The organism is Thermomonas sp. LB-4, assembly GCF_036409385.1.
GTDB lineage: Bacteria > Pseudomonadota > Gammaproteobacteria > Xanthomonadales > Xanthomonadaceae > Thermomonas.
Genome location: NZ_JAXOFT010000003.1, coordinates 169,955 through 187,950, shown reverse-complemented (window position 1 = coordinate 187,950; position 17,996 = coordinate 169,955). Strand labels below are relative to the sequence as shown.

General features: G+C 69.3%; 13 protein-coding genes. 6 read left to right on the top strand and 7 right to left on the bottom strand.

Annotation, left to right across the window (positions count from 1 at the left end; all coding sequences use genetic code 11):
• Positions 1-152: 152 nt before the first annotated feature.
• On the bottom strand, positions 153-2,009 hold the full coding sequence (locus tag SPK54_RS04135) for an ABC-F family ATP-binding cassette domain-containing protein (RefSeq protein ID WP_330946662.1): 1,857 nt from the start codon (positions 2,007-2,009) through the stop codon (positions 153-155).
• A 201-nt stretch (positions 2,010-2,210) separates the two neighbouring features.
• Here SPK54_RS04135 and SPK54_RS04130 point away from each other — a divergent pair, with 201 nt between their 5' ends.
• Together SPK54_RS04130 and ybaL are read left to right on the top strand one after the other, a co-directional pair.
• Positions 2,211-4,589 (top strand): TonB-dependent receptor, encoded by a 2,379-nt coding sequence (locus tag SPK54_RS04130; protein WP_330946661.1) that lies wholly within the window; start codon positions 2,211-2,213, stop codon positions 4,587-4,589.
• 112 nt (positions 4,590-4,701) lie between these two features.
• Positions 4,702-6,396, top strand: a complete 1,695-nt coding sequence (gene ybaL, locus SPK54_RS04125) for a YbaL family putative K(+) efflux transporter (protein ID WP_330946660.1) — start codon at positions 4,702-4,704, stop codon at positions 6,394-6,396.
• Between the two features lie 37 nt (positions 6,397-6,433).
• Here the strand turns inward: ybaL and SPK54_RS04120 are convergent, their stop codons facing one another.
• Both SPK54_RS04120 and clpB read right to left on the bottom strand, forming a co-directional pair.
• Complete coding sequence (locus SPK54_RS04120; protein WP_330946659.1) at positions 6,434-7,720, bottom strand: aminotransferase class I/II-fold pyridoxal phosphate-dependent enzyme; 1,287 nt, start codon at positions 7,718-7,720, stop codon at positions 6,434-6,436.
• Positions 7,721-7,859: 139 nt separating this feature from the next.
• Complete coding sequence (gene clpB / locus SPK54_RS04115) at positions 7,860-10,445, bottom strand: ATP-dependent chaperone ClpB (RefSeq protein WP_330946658.1); 2,586 nt, start codon at positions 10,443-10,445, stop codon at positions 7,860-7,862.
• Positions 10,446-10,577: 132 nt separating this feature from the next.
• Here clpB and SPK54_RS04110 point away from each other — a divergent pair, with 132 nt between their 5' ends.
• Complete coding sequence (locus SPK54_RS04110; RefSeq protein ID WP_330946657.1) at positions 10,578-11,888, top strand: M20/M25/M40 family metallo-hydrolase; 1,311 nt, start codon at positions 10,578-10,580, stop codon at positions 11,886-11,888.
• Positions 11,885-12,178: a GIY-YIG nuclease family protein gene (locus SPK54_RS04105; RefSeq protein ID WP_330946656.1), complete on the top strand. Its 294-nt coding sequence runs from the start codon at positions 11,885-11,887 to the stop codon at positions 12,176-12,178. The genes SPK54_RS04110 and SPK54_RS04105 overlap by 4 nt, the downstream gene beginning before the upstream one ends.
• 49 nt (positions 12,179-12,227) lie before the next feature.
• On the opposite strand, the gene SPK54_RS04100 is transcribed toward SPK54_RS04105, so the two are convergent.
• From SPK54_RS04100 to rluD, 3 genes are read right to left on the bottom strand one after another with little or no spacing between them, the layout of a single operon-like run.
• The gene (locus SPK54_RS04100; protein ID WP_330946655.1) at positions 12,228-12,836 is read right to left on the bottom strand and encodes a DUF4166 domain-containing protein; all 609 of its coding nucleotides are present in this window, start codon (positions 12,834-12,836) and stop codon (positions 12,228-12,230) included.
• The gene (pgeF, locus tag SPK54_RS04095) at positions 12,833-13,567 is read right to left on the bottom strand and encodes a peptidoglycan editing factor PgeF (protein ID WP_330946654.1); all 735 of its coding nucleotides are present in this window, start codon (positions 13,565-13,567) and stop codon (positions 12,833-12,835) included. The genes SPK54_RS04100 and pgeF overlap by 4 nt, the downstream gene beginning before the upstream one ends.
• Entirely contained in the window at positions 13,564-14,544 is a 981-nt protein-coding gene (rluD, locus tag SPK54_RS04090) for a 23S rRNA pseudouridine(1911/1915/1917) synthase RluD (RefSeq protein ID WP_330946653.1), read from the bottom strand. Before rluD ends, pgeF begins: the two co-directional genes overlap by 4 nt.
• A gap of 106 nt (positions 14,545-14,650) precedes the next feature.
• Between rluD and SPK54_RS04085 the strand changes: the two genes are divergently transcribed.
• Positions 14,651-15,490 (top strand): outer membrane protein assembly factor BamD, encoded by an 840-nt coding sequence (locus SPK54_RS04085; RefSeq protein ID WP_330946652.1) that lies wholly within the window; start codon positions 14,651-14,653, stop codon positions 15,488-15,490.
• Between the two features lie 30 nt (positions 15,491-15,520).
• Here the strand turns inward: SPK54_RS04085 and SPK54_RS04080 are convergent, their stop codons facing one another.
• Entirely contained in the window at positions 15,521-17,155 is a 1,635-nt protein-coding gene (locus SPK54_RS04080) for an NAD+ synthase (protein WP_330946651.1), read from the bottom strand.
• Positions 17,156-17,357: 202 nt separating this feature from the next.
• On the opposite strand from SPK54_RS04080, the gene ppa reads away from it, so the two are divergent.
• A complete protein-coding gene (ppa, locus tag SPK54_RS04075) occupies positions 17,358-17,906 on the top strand; it encodes an inorganic diphosphatase (protein ID WP_330946650.1) in 549 nt (182 codons plus the stop codon).
• Positions 17,907-17,996: the final 90 nt, after the last annotated feature.

Here is a 17,996-nt window from a genome sequence, read left to right as displayed (position 1 = left end):
CCAGATGCGCAATGGCCACGAACGGCGCGATGTCGGGCGGGTAGTGCAGGACCTCGCCGGCACCCTGCGCGAAGGCCCCGTGCAATTCGCGCAGGGCGGTCCAGAACGGGTTGTCGAGCGTATGCGGCACGGGCGACGGATCTGGCACGGCGTCAGTCGTAGAGTGCCAGCAATTCCGCCTCGGCTTCGTCCAGTTCGGCGCGCAGCTGCATCTGCTGGCGCCCGATGTCGGCCACCCTGCCGGCGTCGGCATAGACCGCAGGATCGGCCATCTGCGCCTCGCATTCGGCCAGCTTCCCTTCCAGCCGTGCGACCCGTTCCTCGGCCTTCTGCAGCTTGTGCGGGTTGATCTTGGGCTTGGCCGGCGCGGGCGGCGGCGCGGGCTTGGCGAGCGCCGGCTCCGCCTTCGGGGCCGGGGTCTTCGGGTTGTCGCTGCCGGGCCGCGAGCGCAGCCACGCGGCGTATTCGTCGAGGTCGCCGTCGAACGGCTCGACCTTGCCGCCAGCCACGCGCCAGAAGCTGTCGCAGACCAGGCCGATCAGGTGGCGATCATGGCTGACCATCACGATGGCGCCGTCGAAGTCGGACAGCGCCTCGGCCAGGGCCTCGCGCATGTCGAGGTCGAGGTGGTTGGTGGGCTCGTCCAGCAGCAGCACGTTGGGCCGGCGGTACGCGATCAGCGCCAGTGCCAGCCGCGCCTTCTCGCCGCCGCTGAAGGTATCGATGACCTCGAAGGCGCGGTCGCCCGGGAAGTTCCACTTGCCGAGGAAGTCGCGCAGCTCCTGGTTGGCCACGTCCGGCGCCAGCTTGCGCAGGTGGTCCAGCGGCGTGGTGCCGGCCACCAGCGACTCCACCGTGTGCTGGGCGAAGTAGCCGATGCGCAGGTCCGGGTGGGCCTTGCGCTCGCCGGACAGCGGCGCCAGCTCGCCCACCAGGGTCTTCACCAGCGTCGACTTGCCGGCGCCGTTGGGGCCGAGCAGGCCGATGCGGTCGCCGGCCTCCAGCCCGAAGCTGGCATTGGAGAGGATCTTCGCATCCGCGCCGTAGCCGCAGTTGGCGTCGTGCAGCGACAGCAGGGAGTTCGGCAGCCGCAGCGGCTCGGGGAAATCGATCCGCAGCCCGCGCTCCACCCGCACCGCCTCGGTGCCGGCCAGCTTGGCCAGGCGCTTGACCCTGGACTGCGCCTGCCGGGCCTTGCTGGCCTTGGCCTTGAAGCGGTCGATGAACTTCTGCAGGTGGGCGCGCTCGGCCTGCTCCTTCTCGTGCGCGATCTGCTGTTGGCGCAGGTGCTCGGCGCGCTGGCGCTCGAAGTCGGTGTAATTGCCGACGTAGAGCTTCGCGGTGCCGTCGTGCAGGTGCAGGATGTGGGTGGTGACGTTGTCGAGGAACTCGCGGTCGTGGCTGATCACCAGCAGGGTGCCGTCGTAGCGCTTCAGCCACTCTTCCAGCCAGACCACGGCGTCGAGGTCGAGGTGGTTGGTGGGCTCGTCGAGCAGCAGCAGGTCCGACGGCGTCATCAGCGCGCGCGCCACGTTCAGGCGCACCCGCCAGCCGCCGGAGAAGTCGGACACCGGCTTCTCGTGCACATCGGCCGGGAACCCCAGCCCGTGCAGCAGGCGGCCCGCGCGGGCGGTGCCGTCGTAACCGTTCACTTCCTCCAGCCGCTGGTGCGCCTCGGCCACCGCCTCCCAGTCCTCGGCCGCGAAGGCGTTGGCTTCCATCTGGATGGCAGCGTGCACGGCGGCGTCGCCGGACAGCACGAAGTCGATGGCGGGGTCCGGCAGGTGCGGGGTCTCCTGCGCCACCGAGGCGACGCGCGCCTTGCCCGGCAGGTCCAGGTCGCCCTTGTCGGGCTCGACCTCGCGCATCAGCGCAGCAAACAGGGAGGACTTGCCGGCGCCGTTGCGGCCGACCACGCCGACGCGCCAGCCCGCGTGCAGGGCCAGGTCGACGTTGGACAGGAGCAGGCGTTCGCCGCGCCGGAGGGCGAAATTGCGGAAGGAAATCATGGGGCGGCGATTCTACCGTCAACGCCCGCCGGCCAACGCCTTCCGACCGGCGGCTTGCCGGCCGGTGGCGACGGGGCCGCCGATATCAAGGGTGCGAATCTCCATACCTTAGCGCATGTCCGCATGGCGCGGGCTTGTTTGCAGCGGGGTTAAGCCGGTGTTAAACAGGTGACTGTCGTCACCGAACCAGGAAGGCCCCCCATGCCCCGTATCTCCCCGCTCGCGCTCGCCCTGTCCTCGCTGCTGGCCGCCACCCCGGCGCTGGCGCAGGACGCCGGCAAGGACGCCCGCACCCTCGACACCCTGATCGTCACCGGCACCCGCGTGGCCGACCGCACCGTGGCCGAATCGCAGTCGCCGATCGACATCCTGACCCCGGAAACGCTGCAGGCGACCGGCACCACCGAGCTGGCCACCGCGCTGGCGCGCGCCCTGCCCTCGCTGAACTTCCCGCGCCCCGGCATGGCCGACGGCACCAGCGGGGTGCGCCCGGCGCAGCTGCGCGGACTCTCGCCGGACCAGGTGCTGATCCTGGTGAACGGCAAGCGCCGGCACATCTCGGCGCTGGTGAACGTCAACGGCACCATCGGCCGCGGCTCGTCGGCGGTGGACCTGAACACCATCCCGGTGGCCGCCATCGAGCGCGTGGAAGTGCTGCGCGACGGCGCCTCCGCGCAGTACGGTTCGGACGCCATCGGCGGCGTGGTCAACATCGTGCTCAAGGGCTCGGGCGAAGGCGGCAGCATCGCCCTCGGCGGCGGCCAGTATTCCGAGGGCGACGGCAAGCAGTGGCAGCTATCGGGCGATACGGGCCTGACCCTGAGCGGTGGCGCCGGCACCCTTCACGTGGCGGCGCAAACCGGCCATCAGGACATGACCAACCGCTCCGGCCCTTACCAGGGCAGCGCGCCGAACACCGGCAACTTCCCCAGCGTGGGGCAGAAGGCGTTCAAGCTGGGCGACCCGGATGTCGACCACTCGGCGCTCTCGCTGAATGCCGATCTGAAGATCGGCGAGAACAGCCTCTATGTCAGCGCGATGTCCAGCGCGCGCGACATCACCTCATTCGCGTTCTACCGCTCGAAGAATCACAACGGTCAGGGCGCGCTGCTTGCGCAGGTCTACCCGAACGGCTACGTACCGGAGATCAACCAGGACGCGCGCGACCGCAGCGTGGTGGTGGGCCTGAAGGGCGTGAGCGCAGGCGGCTGGAACTGGGACTTCAGCTACAACCTCGGCGACAGCCGGCTGGACTTCCGCACCCAGAACACCATCAACTACGCCCTCGGCGCCGCCAGCCCGCGCAGCTTCTACGACGGCGCGCTGCAGTACACCCAGCAGGTGGTGAACGCGGACTTCTCCAAGGCCGTGAACATCGGCCTGGAGTATCCGGCCACCCTCTCGCTGGGCGCCGAGCACCGGCAGGAAAGCTGGGAGCAGACCGCGGGCGAACCGGCTTCCTACTTCGGTTCCGGCGCGCAGGGTTTTGGCGGGTTCACGCCGCGCAACGCTGGCAACTACGAGCGCCACAATTACGCGGTCTACGCGGGCCTTGAAGGCGACTTCACCGAGAAGTTCTCCGCAGGCCTTGCCGGCCGCTACGAGGACTATTCCGACTTCGGCGACCAGTTTTCCGGCAAGCTGTCGGCACGCTACGCGTTCACCGAGGCGGCTGCCCTGCGCGGCACCGTTGCCACCGGCTTCCGGGCGCCGTCGCTGGCGCAGCAGCACTACCAGGCGGTCACCACCAACATCACCAGCGGCGTCGCTTACGAGACCGGCACCTTCCCCGCCGCAGGGGCAGCCGCACAAGCGCTGGGCGCGGAACCGCTGCAAGCGGAAACCTCGCTGTCCTACAGCCTGGGCCTGGTGCTGCAGCCGGCGGAGCGGATCTACCTGACCGTCGACGCCTACCGGATCGAGATCGACGACCGCATCGTGCTCTCGTCCAACCTCAACATCGCCAACAACGCGGCGGCACAGGCGCTGCTGGCCGGGCTGGGCATCACCAACGTCACCAGCGCGCGCTACTTCAACAACGCCATCGACACCCGCACCCGCGGCGTGGACGTGGTCGGCACCTGGAACGTGCCGCTGGCCGCCAGCAGCCTGAACCTGACCGCGAGCTACAACTACAACAAGACCGACGTGACCCGCATCGCGCCGAACCCGGCGGCGCTGTCGGCGCTGGGCGCCAACCTGGAGCGCATGGGCCGCGACGAACGCGGGCGCATCGAGGAGGGCTCGCCGCGCGACAAGTTCGCGCTGACCGCCGGCTGGAACCTGCAGCGCTGGGACTTCAATGCCGGCGCGACCCGCTACGGCGAAGTGACCGCCCGCCACGCCAGCAACCCGGCGCAGGACCAGACCTACGGCGGCAAGTGGACGCTGGACCTGTCGCTGAACTTCCGCCCGAACCAGCACTGGGTGGCAACGCTGGGCGCCGACAACGCGCTGGACGAATATCCGGATCAGAACACCTACGCCAACTCCACTTTCGGCATGTTCCCGTACAGCCTGTACTCGCCCTTCGGCTTCAACGGCCGCTACGTCTACGGACGCGTCGCCTACAAATGGTGAACTGAACCCGCATTCATTTTTCATCCCGACGCCCCGGATTTCCGGGGCGTTTTTGCCTCCGGCGCGTCTCCCGCCCGTGCGATCATCGGGACATCGACCCCGCGGAGCACCCATGCAGCATCACACCTCGCTCATCGCCATGCTCGTCTTCGGCTTCGTGCTCGCCTTCGGGCTGGGCGCGCTGGCCAACCGCCTGCGGCTGTCGCCGCTGGTGGGCTACCTGCTGGCGGGGGTGCTGGCCGGGCCGTACACGCCCGGCTTCGTGGGTGATGCGGAGCTGGCGCCGCAGCTGGCGGAGATCGGGGTGATCCTGCTGATGTTCGGGGTGGGCCTGCATTTCTCGCTGCGCGACCTGATGTCGGTGAAGAACATCGCCATTCCCGGTGCGGTGGGACAGATCGCGGTCGCCACGCTGCTGGGCTGGGGCATGGCCGAGCTGATGGGCTGGCGGCATATCGAAGGGCTGATCTTCGGCTTCTCGCTGGCCACCGCCAGCACCGTGGTGCTGCTGCGGGCGATGGAGGAGCGCCGCCTGCTGGATACCCGCCGCAGCAAGATCGCGGTGGGCTGGCTGATCGTGGAAGACCTGGCCTGCGTGGTCGCGCTGGTGCTGATCCCGGCGCTGGCCGGCGCATTGGGCGGCGGCGGGGAGGTCGGCGCCGCCGACATCGTCAAGGCGCTGGCGATCACCTTCGGCAAGGTCGCCGCCTTCGTCGCCTTCATGCTGATCGTCGGTCGCCGGGCGATCCCGTGGGTGCTGGAACGGATCGCCGGCACCGGCTCGCGCGAACTGTTCACGCTGGCGGTGCTGTCGATCGCGATGGGCGTGGCGTTCGGCTCGGCCGAACTGTTCGGGGTGAGCTTCGCGCTGGGCGCGTTCTTCGCCGGCATGCTGCTCAACGAGTCCGAGTTCAGCCACCAGGCCGCGCAGGATTCGCTGCCGATGCGCGATGCGTTCGCGGTGCTGTTCTTCGTTTCGGTCGGCATGCTGTTCGATCCGCGCATCCTCATCGAACACCCGCTGCAGGTGCTGGCGACCACGCTGATCATCGTGTTCGGAAAATCGGTGGCCGCCTACGCCATCGTGCGCGCGTTCGGCCATCCCAATTCCACCGCGCTCACCATCTCCACCAGCCTGGCGCAGATCGGCGAATTCGCCTTCATCATCGCCGGGCTGGGCCTGTCGCTGAAGATCCTGCCCAAGGACGGTCACGATCTGGTGCTGGCCGGCGCGCTGATCACCATCATGCTCAACCCGCTGCTGTTCATGGTGCTGGATCGCTGGCAGCGCCGCGAAGACGCGCGCGTCCTCGCCAACACGCCGCCGGAGCCGGACGTGGTGCCGGTGGACATCGGCGGCCATGCGATCGTGGTCGGCTACGGCCGCGTCGGCAGCCAGCTGGCCCAGCTGCTGCAGGAGCGTGGTGTGCCGGTAGTGGTGGTCGAGGACGACGCCGACCGGGTGGTGCAGGCCCGGGCCAGCGGATTCCCCACCGTCCGCGGCAACGTCGCCAATCGCCGGGTGATGCAGGAAGCGGCCCCGGAACGCGCCAACCTGGCGATCTTCGCGATGTCGCAGGCGCTGGAAGCCGGCGAGGCGATCGAGCGGCTGAAGGCGGTCAATCCCGCGCTCAGCGTGCTGGCCCGCGCGCACAGCGAAACCCAGGTCAAGCACCTGCTGCAGCACGGCGCGGACGCGGCCGTGCTGGCGGAACGCGAACTGGCCTACTCGCTGACCGAAATGGTGATGGCGACGCCGCCGTATCGGGCGCTGCGCCAGCCGCCCGCGCAACCCGCCAACGCTTAAGCCGGCGCCCCGGAGCCGGGGCGCGCGGCGGCACGGCTCAGGCCTTCGCCAGCGCCTGCTCCAGGTCGGCCAACAGGTCGTCGATGTGCTCGATGCCGATCGACAGGCGCACCGTGTCCAGCGACACGCCCGCCTTCTCCAACTCCGCCGCGTCCAGCTGGCGATGCGTGGTGGAGGCCGGGTGCGTGGCCAGTGACTTCGCATCGCCCAGGTTCACCAACCGCGTGAACAGCTGCAGCGCATCGAGGAAACGCGCGCCCGCTTCGCGCCCGCCCGGCAGGCCGAAGGTCAACACGCCGGAGCCGTGCCCGCGCAGGTACTTCTGCACCCGCGCGTGTTCCGGATGGCCCGGCAGCGCGGCGTAATTCACCCACGCGACCTTGGCATGGGCCTTGAGATAGTTGGCCACCGCCAGCGCATTGGCGTTGATTCGGTCCATGCGCAGCGCCAGCGTCTCGATGCCCTGCAGGATCAGGAACGCGTTGAACGGCGAGATCGCCGCGCCGGTATTGCGAAGCGGCACCACGCGCGCGCGGCCGATGTACGCCGCCGGGCCCAGTGCCTCGGTGTAGACCACGCCGTGGTAGCTCACGTCCGGTGTGTTGAGGCGCGGGAAGCGTTCGGCATGCTTGGCCCATGGGAACCGGCCCGAATCCACGATCGCGCCGCCAAGACTGGTGCCGTGCCCGCCGAGGTACTTGGTGAGCGAATGCACCACGATGTCCGCGCCAAAGTCGAACGGGCGCTGCAGGTAGGGCGTTGCCACCGTGTTGTCCACGATCACCGGCACGCCATGGGCATGCGCGACCTTCGCCACGGCCTCGATGTCGGTGATGTTGCCGCGCGGATTGCCGATGGATTCGACGAACACCGCCTTGGTGCGCGCATCGATCTGCGCGGCGATGGCTTCCGGATTGTTGGCATCGGCGAAGCGCGCGGTGATGCCGAACTGCGGCAGCGTGTGTGCGAACAGGTTGTAGGTGCCGCCGTACAGCGCGCTGGACGAGACGATGTTGTCGCCAGCCTCGGCGATGGTCTGGATGGCGTAGGTCACCGCCGATTGCCCGGATGCCAGCGCCAACGCGCCGATGCCGCCCTCCAACGCCGCAACGCGCTGCTCCAGCACGTCGGTGGTGGGGTTCATGATGCGGGTGTAGATGTTGCCCGGCACCTTCAGGTCGAACAGGTCGGCACCGTGCTGGGTGTCGTCGAAGGCGTAGGCAACCGTCTGGTAGATCGGCACCGCGACCGCGCGGGTGGTGGGATCGGGCGAGTACCCGCCGTGCACGGCGATAGTCTCGGGCTTCCAGCTTGACTTATTCATCGCTCTATCCGGATAAATGGATGGAGCGCGAAGGATACCCGGAAACGACGCCCTGTGGCGCAGTGCACCACCCCGTTCTGGGTGCGCGCCACCGGGCCACGCGCACAATCCGCGCGGCCCGGCGCGGCGCACATCTGGCTCAGGTCTTGGCGAACACCAGCTTGCCGCCCTCGGCGTCCACCTTGACCACGTCGCCGCTGGCGAACCGGCCCGACAGGATCTCCTGCGCCAGCGGGTTCTCGATCTGCTGCTGGATCGCGCGCTTGAGCGGACGCGCGCCGTACACCGGGTCGAAGCCGACGTTGCCGAGCAGGTCGTAGGCCTTGTCGCTCAGCTCGATGCGGATGCCGCGCTCGGCCAACCGCTTTTCCAGTCCGCGCAGCTGGATCCGCGCGATCTGCTTGATCTGCACCTTGTCCAGCGGGTGGAACACCACGATGTCGTCGAGCCGGTTGATGAACTCCGGGCGGAAGTGGGCCTGCACCACGCCCATCACCGCCGCCTTCATCTGGATGTAGGCCTCCGGACTGTCACCGCCCGACAGCTCCTGGATCTGGTGCGAACCGAGGTTGCTGGTCATCACGATGACGGTGTTGCGGAAATCCACCGTGCGGCCCTGGCCGTCGGTGAGGCGGCCATCGTCCAGCACCTGCAGCAGGATGTTGAACACATCCGGATGCGCCTTCTCCACCTCGTCGAGCAGGATCACGCTGTACGGGCGCCGGCGCACCGCCTCGGTCAGGTAGCCACCCTCCTCGTAGCCGACGTAGCCGGGAGGCGCGCCGATCAGGCGGCTCACGGCGTGCTTCTCCATGAACTCGCTCATGTCGATGCGCACCATCGCATCACTGCTGTCGAACAGGAACTCGGCCAGCGCCTTGCACAGCTCGGTCTTGCCGACGCCGGTGGGACCGAGGAACAGGAACGAGCCGCTGGGGCGGTTGGGGTCGGACAGGCCGGCGCGCGAGCGGCGCACCGCGTCGGACACCACCTTGATCGCTTCTTCCTGCCCGACCACGCGGGTGTGCAGCTGCGCTTCCATCTGCAGCAGCTTCTCGCGCTCGCCTTCCAGCATCTTGGACACCGGGATGCCGGTCCAGCGCGCGACCACCTGCGCGATCTCTTCCGCCGTCACCTTGTCCTGCAACAGCGTGAAGCCTTTCGTCTCGGCTTCCTGCGCAGCGGCCAGCTGCTTCTCCAACGCCGGGATGCGGCCGTACTGGATCTCGCTCATCGCGGCGAAATCCTGCTTGCGCTGCGCTGCTTCCAGCTCCAGCCGCGCGGCCTCGATCTGCTCCTTGATCTTCGTCGCGCCCTGCAGGGTGGCCTTCTCGGCCTTCCACACTTCCTCCAGGTCGCTGTACTCGCGTTCGAGTACGACGATCTCGCTCTCCAGGTCGGCCAGGCGCTGCCTGGATTCGGCGTCCTTCTCCTTCTTCAGCGCCTCGCGCTGGATCTTGAGTTGGATCAGGCGGCGCTCCTTGCGATCCATTTCCTCCGGCTTGGAATCGATCTCCATGCGGATGCGCGAAGCCGCCTCGTCCATCAAGTCGATCGCCTTGTCCGGCAACTGGCGGTCGGCGATGTACCTATTGCTGAGCGTGGCGGCGGCGACGATGGCCGGATCGGTGATTTCCACGCCGTGGTGCACGGCATAGCGCTCCTTCAGCCCGCGCAGGATCGCGATGGTGTCCTCCACCGACGGCTCGCCGACGAACACCTTCTGGAAGCGTCGCTCCAGCGCGGCATCCTTCTCGATGAACTTGCGGTATTCGTCCAGCGTGGTCGCGCCGATGCAATGCAGCTCGCCGCGCGCCAAGGCCGGCTTCAGCATGTTGCCTGCATCCATCGCGCCCTCGGCCTTGCCGGCGCCGACCATGGTGTGCAACTCGTCAATGAACAGGATGATCTGGCCTTCGTTCTTGGCCAAATCATTCAGCACCGCCTTCAACCGCTCCTCGAACTCGCCGCGGAACTTGGCGCCGGCGATCAGCGCGCCCATGTCCAGACTCAGCAGGCGCTTGCCACGCAGGCCTTCCGGCACCTCGTTGTTGATGATGCGCTGGGCCAGGCCTTCGACGATCGCGGTCTTGCCCACGCCCGGTTCGCCGATCAGCACCGGGTTGTTCTTGGTGCGGCGCTGCAGCACCTGGATGGTGCGGCGGATTTCCTCGTCGCGGCCGACCACCGGGTCGAGCTTGCCGCTCTCGGCGCGCGCGGTGAGGTCGATGGTGTATTTCTCCAGCGCCTGGCGCGCGTCTTCCGCATTCTCGTCGGTCACTTTCTCGCCCCCACGCAGTTTGTCGATGGCCGCCTCGAGCCTGGCCTTGTTGGCGCCCGCGGCCTTCAGCGCCTTGCCGGCCTCGCCGGACTCCTCCAGCGCCGCGAGCAGGAACAGCTCGCTGGCGATGTAGGCATCGCCGCGCTTCTGCGCCAGCTTGTCGGTGACATTGAGCAGGCGCACCAGGTCGTTGCCGGCCTGCACGTTGCCGGCCTGCCCCGTCACCTTCGGCAATTTGTCGAGTGCTTCGGTCAGGCGTTCGCGCAGCACCGGCACGTTGACGCCGGCCTGGGCGAGCAAGGGGCGCGCGCCGCCGCCCTGCTGGTCCAGCAGGGCCAGCAGCAGGTGCACGGGTTCGATGATGGTGTGGTCGCGGCCCACGGCCAGCGATTGGGCGTCGCTGATCGCCTGCTGGAAACGCGAAGTGAGCTTGTCCATTCGCATGACGGAGATCCTGTTGGCGGGGGCTATCGGCCCAATGTCCTCCACATGCGGTCCGCGCGCCGTGATTCAAGTCAAATCGCGCAACCCGTTGAGACTGGGTTATGGTCGCCGCTTTCCCTCCCGGAACGACACATGCTCCGCTCCCGCGCCCTGGCCTGCGGCCTGCTGCTCGCCCTGTCCGCCGCCCCTTGTGCCGGCGCAGCGCCTTCCGCCGACGAGCAGCGCCTGCTGGCCGCGATCGAAGCCGACCAGCCGCATGCGATCGCGCTGCTGGAGCGACTGGTCAACCAGAATTCGGGCACGCTCAACCTGCCCGGCGTGAAGGCGGCGGGCGACATGGTCCGCGCCGAACTGGAGCCGCTGGGCTTCGACGTGGCGTGGATCGACATGCGCGCGACCGGGCGCGCCGGCCATCTGGTCGCCACCCACGCGGGCAACGGGCGCGGCAAGCGCATCCTGCTGATCGGCCATCTGGACACCGTGTTCGAGCCGGACTCGCCGTTCCAGCGCTTCGTCCGCACGGGCGATACCGCCACCGGTCCCGGCATCGGCGACGACAAGGGCGGCGTGGTGATCATCGTCGCCGCGCTGCGCGCCATGCATGCCGCCGGCACACTGCGCGACGCGGACATCAAGGTGGTGCTGACCGGCGACGAGGAATCCGCCGGCACGCCGCTGGCGGCGGCCCGCGCCGATCTGGTCGCGGCCGGGAAATGGGCGGACGTGGCGCTGGAGTACGAGGGCCTGATCGTCGATGGCGGCCGCGACCACGCGACCATCGCACGTCGCGGCGTGGCCGACTGGGAGCTCACCACCACCGGCCTGACCGGCCATTCCAGCGGCGTCTTCGGCGAAGCGCTAGGCTACGGTGCGAACTACGAACTGGCGCGCATCCTCGACGGATTCCGGCGCGAGCTCCCCGAACCGAACCTCACCGTCAATGCCGGGATCATGGTCGGCGGCACCCCGGCGGTGCTCGAACCGGACGGCGCCCGCGGCAGCGCCGCCGGCAAGCCCAACATCATTGCGGAACGCGCGGTCGCGGTGGGCGACCTGCGGGCGCTGACGCCGGAACAGGAGACCCGGGCGCGGGCGCGGATGCAGGCGATCGTGGCGAAGCACCTGCCGAAGACGGGCGCGACGCTGGTGTTCGCGGATGCCTATCCGCCGATGGCGCCGACCGCCGGAAATCGCGCGCTGCTTGCCCTGCTCAACCAGGTCAACGCCGATCTTGGCCTGCCCACGATGGGCGAATGGGACCCGGCCAAGCGCGGCGCCGCCGATTCCAGCTTCGTCGCCGCCGACGCGGACGTGCTTGCCGGGATGGGCGCAGCCGGGTCGCGCGCGCACGCCGACGGCGAGACGGTCGACCTGGCGAGCATCCCGCGGCAGGCGCTGCGCAGCGCGGTGCTGATGGGGCGGTTGGCGCGCACGCCGCGATGACCGCGGGCTGGCACCTGTACCTGCTGCGCTGCCGCGACGGCAGCCTGTATGCCGGCATCGCCACCGACGTGGAGCGTCGCTTCCGCCAGCACGCTGCCGGCCAAGGCGCGAAGTACACCCGTTCGCACCCACCGGAATGCGTGCTCGGCAGCCGCGCCTATCCGGATCGCGGCAGCGCGTTGCGCGCCGAATACGCGCTCAAGCGCCAGCCGAAGGCGCGCAAGCTGGCGTGGTTGCTGGAAGGATCGACCGCGGCGCCATCGCCGCCTGCAAGCGCCCCCGATCCGTAAGAGCGCACCGCAGGGGCGCGATGGTCCTTGCGTGATCTGGCAAAGGCGCTCACCCCCTGCGCTCCGCTCCCACGAACTGGCGTCCGAGCGGCACGTGGCGGATCGCCTCGGCATCGGCCAACGGCTCCAGCCAGCCGTCGTAGCGGACCACCAGGCCGATCAAGGGCAGGCGCGCCTCGACCAGGAACTCGTAGCGCCCAGCGTGCTCGCGCTCGCGGCAGCGCACGCCCTCGAACCAGCCGGACGGCAGCGGCAGCAGCCCGAACGCGCGTACGCCGGCCACCTGCCACCACAGCGCCTCGCGGGCCGGATGCAGGCGGTAGCGGAATTGCAGCGGCCCCAGCCGTTCGCGCAGCAGGCCGCCCTTGAATGCAAGCCGGGTCTGCATGCGCACGCCGCCGAAATCGCGCCGCCAGGTCTCGCGCTTGGCGTCGGCGTCGAACTCGATGGCCAGCGGCACCTCCCGCATCGCCTTCGGCAGCCCGGCGATGCGCGCGCACAGCCGGGCCAGCGGGTTGCGGCCGCGCTCGACGCTGGCGATGCCGGCGTAACGCGCGTTGCCGCGCACCGCGTGCAGGCGGCGCACGGCCTCGGGAAGGCTGTAGAACGCCGCGCCCAGCGCCTGCTGGAACAGCGTCGCCGCCGGCGCCGCGCTCAAGGCGCGATCCAGGCCAGGGTGGCGATGCGGCCGCTGTGGCCGTCGCGGCGATGCGAGAAGAAGCGGGACGGATCGGAAATGGTGCACAGGCCGCCGCCGTGGACGTGGGTCACCCCGGCATCCAACAGGCGCTGCCGCGCCAGGGTGTAGAGATCGACGCGCCAGTGGCCGGGACGGGTGGGCAGGAACGCCATCCGCGCGCGGCCGTCGCGGACAGTGAAGGCTTCGAAGACCTCCGCGCCGACTTCATAGGCCTGCGGTCCGGCCGCGGGGCCGAGCCAGGCCACCAGCCGGTCTGCCGGCGTACGCATCGCCGCCACCGTGGCTTCCAGCACGCCGGCGCCCAGGCCACGCCAACCCGCGTGTGCGGCGGCGAGTTCACCACCGTCTTTCTCCGCCAGCACCACCGGCAGGCAGTCTGCGGTGAGGATTGCCAGCACGGTCCCCGGCGTGGCGGTCACCGCCGCGTCGGCCTCGGGCTCGTCGCCCGCGGGCTCGACGGCCACCGCCACGCCGTGCACCTGGCGCAGCCAGCGCGGCGCAGATGGCAGGGCCAGCGCGGCTTCCAGCTGGCGGCAGTTCGCGATCACCGCCTCCGGGTCGTCGCCGCAGCGCGCGCCGAGGTTGAAGCTGTCGAACGGCGGCCTTGATCCGCCCAGCCCATGCCGCAGCGTGGTCAGTGCACGGACGCCGGGCGGCGCCGGCCAGTCGGCCGGGAGGAACGCGGTCATCGCCGGGCGCGCTCGGCTTCGGCGTGCGCAGCCGCGTCCTCGCGCAGCACCCGCATCAGTTCGCGCATGTCTTCCGGCACCGGCGCTTCGCAGCGCACCGGATCAAAGCTGACCGGATGCGCGAACTCCAGCACCTCGGCATGCAGCGCCTGCCGCCTGAAGCCGCGCAGGACCGCGATCAGTTCTTCCGACGCACCCTTCGGCAGCTTCAGCGACCCGCCATACAGCGGATCGCCGAGGATCGGATGCTTCAGATGCGCCATGTGCACGCGGATCTGGTGGGTACGGCCGGTTTCCAGCCGGCACTCCAGCGCGGTATGGGCGCGGAAGCGCTCGCGCAGGCGGTAGTGGGTCACCGCCTCCTTGCCGTCCTCGCGCACCGCCATGCGCAGGCGGTCGCGCGGGTGGCGGTCGATGGCCGCGGCCACGGTGCCGCCGGACACCAGCGCGCCCACCACCACCGCAAGGTATTGCCGGTGCACTTCGCGCGCCGACAGCTGGGCCACCAGGGCGGTGTGCGCCGGCAAGGTGCGGGCCACCACCATGACGCCGCTGGTGTCCTTGTCCAGGCGGTGGACGATGCCGGCGCGCGGCAGCTTGTCGAGGCCGGGGTCGCGGTGCAGCAGCGCGTTGACCAGGGTGCCGGCCGGGTTGCCCGCGCCCGGATGCACCACCAGACCGGCCGGCTTGTCCAGCACGAAGACGTGCTCGTCCTCGTACAGCACGTCCAGCGGGATGTCCTCGGCGACCGCATGGGTCTGCACGTCCTCCACCACGGTCAGGGCAATGGCCTCGCCCCCGCGGACCGGATCGCGCGGCCGCGCCGGGGCGCCGTCCACCACAAGGTCGCCGGACTTGATCCAGGCCGACAGCCGCGAGCGCGAGTATTCGGGAAACAGCTCGGCCACCACCGCGTCCAGACGGCGGCCTGCGCATTGGTCGGGAACGAGGGCGGTGCGGGGTCCGGTCTGGGGCATGGGGGGTTCCGTAAGCCGCCGGCAACGGCGGGAAGCGCCCGGGCTAGATCGAAGCCGGGGGCTGGTATTATCCAGCCTTCATGCCCCCGGCGCCCGTTTGATGCCCATGATCCAGCGTTCCGCTCTGCTGCGCCCCGCCCTTGCATTCGCGCTCGTGGTCGCCGTCACCGGCTGCTCCGGCATCAAGACGATGTTCAAGGACAAGAACAAGAACGAGGGCCTGCCGGTGGGCGAGCTCTACGACCGCGCCCACGACAACATGCAGATGGGCCGCTGGGCCAACGCCAGCGAGGTCTTCGGGCGGCTGATCGCGCAGTATCCCTACGGCCCGTTCACCGAGCAGGCGCTGATGGAGCAGGCGTATGCCCAGTACAAGGCCGGCAAGCACGAGGACGCGATCTCCACCATCGACCGCTTCATCCGCACCTACCCGACCCACCGCAACATCGCCTACCTGTACTACCTGCGCGGCCTGTCCAACATGGCGCGCAACACGGTGTTCATGGCGCGCGCCTTCAACCTCGACACCAGCACACGCGACCTGGCCGCGCCGCAACAGGCCTACGCGGACTTCAATACCGTCGCCACCCGCTACCCCAACAGTGCCTATGCCGGCGATGCCCGCCAGCGCATGGTGTTCCTGCGCAACGAGTTCGCCCGCTTCGAGATGAACACCGGCCTGTACTACCTGCGCCGCGGCGCCTGGGTGTCGGCCGCCGACCGCGCCACCTACCTGCTGGAAACCTACCCGCAGAGCGAATACCAGAATGACGCCGTGGCGCTGCTGGGCGAAGCCTACACGCGGCTGGGCAATACCGTGCTGGCCGCCGACGCTAGGCGCGTGCTGGAACAGAACGATCCGCAGCACCCGTGGCTGGCCGGCCACTGGCCGAAGGATCCGAGCATGCTCAAGCGGCTGAACCCGTTCACCGGCGAGTCGCGCTGAGCCAGCGGCACGCAGGCTGACCCCTTTCGCTTACTCGCGCCAGCCGCTGCTGACCGGATAGCGACGCTCGCGCCCGAACGCGCGCCGGCTGACCTTCGGCCCGGGCGCGGCCTGGTGGCGCTTCCACTCGCCGATCCGCACCAGCCGCAGCACCTTGTCCACGGTGGCGGCATCGAAACCGGCGGCCACGATCTCGGCGCGCCCCTGCTCCTGGTCGACGTGCCGCTGCAGGATCGCGTCCAGCACGTCGTAGGGCGGCAGCGAATCCTGGTCACGCTGGTTCTCGCGCAGCTCCGCGGACGGCGGCCGGTCGATCACCGCCTGCGGGATGACCCGGTCCCCCACCGTGTTGCGCCAGCGCGCCAGCGCGAACACCTCGGTCTTGTACAGATCCTTCAGCGGGGCATAGCCGCCGCACATGTCGCCGTAGATGGTGGCGTAGCCGACCGCGTACTCGCTCTTGTTGCCGGTGGTCAGCAGCAGCCCGCCGAACTTGTTGGACAGCGCCATCATCAGCGCGCCGCGCACCCGCGACTGCAGGTTCTCCTCGGTGACATCCGCCGGCTGGCCGGCGAACACCTGCCCAAGCGCCTCCAGATACCCCTGGAACGGCTTCTCGATCGGCAGGGTCACCATCGCCACACCCAGCGCATCGCACTGCTCGCGCGCCAGGTCGTTGGAAAGATCGGCGGTATAGCGCGACGGCATCCGTACCGCGGTGACGTTCTCCGCGCCCAGCGCGTCGGCGGCGATCGCCAGCACCAGCGCCGAGTCGATCCCGCCTGAAAGCCCCAGCCAGACCTTGTCGAAGCCGTTCTTGCGGCAGTAGTCGCGGGTCCCGCGCACCACCGCGCGCCAGGCCAGCGCATCGCGGCTCTCGTCGCCGTCCACCGTCCACTGCAGCGGAGCGAAGCGGCGCATCGCGGGATCGAAGTCCACCACCAGCCACTGCTCGTCGAACGCCAGCGCGGCCGGATGCACGTTGCCGTCGCCATCCGCCACCACCGAGGCGCCATCGAACACCAGCGCGTCCTGCCCCCCGACCAGGTTGAGGTAGGCGAATGCGGCACCGGTCTCGCCGGCGCGCTGCGCCAGCAGGGCGTCGCGCTCGGCGTGCTTGTCGTGCTCGTAGGGCGAGGCGTTGGGCACCAGCACCAGCCGCGCGCCGGCGGCGACGGTGGAGGCGATGGGTTCGGCGAACCACAGGTCCTCGCAGATCACCAGGCCGACCCGGGTGCCGTTGACCTCGAACACGCAGTCCTCGCGGTCGGGGTCGACGTCGAACCAGCGGCGTTCGTCGAACACCGCGTAGTTCGGCAGCTCGCGCTTGCGGTAGGTCGCCTCGATAGCGCCGTCACGCAGCACGCTGGCGGCGTTGTAAACCACGCTGCCGGCCGCCTGCGGCCAGCCCACCACCGCGACGATGCCGCGCGCCTGCGCCGCGATGTCCGCCATCGCCGCCTCGCAGGCACGCAGGAATGCCGGCCGCAGCAGCAGGTCTTCCGGCGGATAGCCGGACAGCGCCAGCTCGGGGAACAGCACCAGGTCGGCGGCGTATTCGTCGCGGGCGAAGGCGATCATCTCGGCGATGCGCGCCGCGTTCCCGGCGACATCGCCGACCGGGAAATCGAACTGCGCCATTGCGATGCGGAGGTTTTGCGTCATCGGAAGCATCCTGAAGCGGTGCGGATCCGCCCGGGCCACGCCGCGAAAGCGTCGGCGGAGGGCGCTGCAAGGATACAGGCTCCATCCCGGCCCTTCTTCGCGTGCGCGCCGGCGCCCCGCGCAGCAGGTAAAATGCGAGGCCTCCCCCCTCTATCCACCGCCGCGCCCTGCCGGGTGCGGCACGCACGTCGGAGCAACCCACATGGGCCTGGACCTCGTCCCCACCGGCAAGAACCCGCCGGAAGAAATCAACGTCATCATCGAAATCCCGAAGGACGCCGAGCCGGTCAAGTACGAGGTCGACAAGGCCTCCGGCGCGATCTTCGTGGACCGCATCCTGTCCACCCCGATGCGCTATCCGTGCAACTACGGCTACGTGCCCTACACCGTCTGCGGCGACGGCGACCCGGCCGACGTGCTGGTGATCCTGCCGCTGCCGCTGGTGCCGGGCTCGGTGATCCGCTGCCGCCCGGTCGGCGTGCTGAAGATGAGCGATGAGGCCGGCAGCGACGAGAAACTGCTCGCCGTGCCGATCGACAAGGTGTTCGCCGGCTACAGCCACATCGATGACATCGAAAAGGTCAGCAAGCACTGGCTGCAGCGCATCGGCCACTTCTTCGAGCACTACAAGGACCTCGAAGACGGCAAGTGGGTGAAGCTGGACGGCTGGGGCGGCAGCGCCGAGGCCAAGCAGATCATCGTCGAGGCGATGGCGCGCTACCAGGCGAGCGACGACAAGCCCAAGTTCTAACCGCCGCGCCCCGCCCGGCGATCCACGATGAAAAAAACCGCCGGCAGGATCTGCCGGCGGTTTTTGTTTCCCGGGGCGCTGGACGCTGCG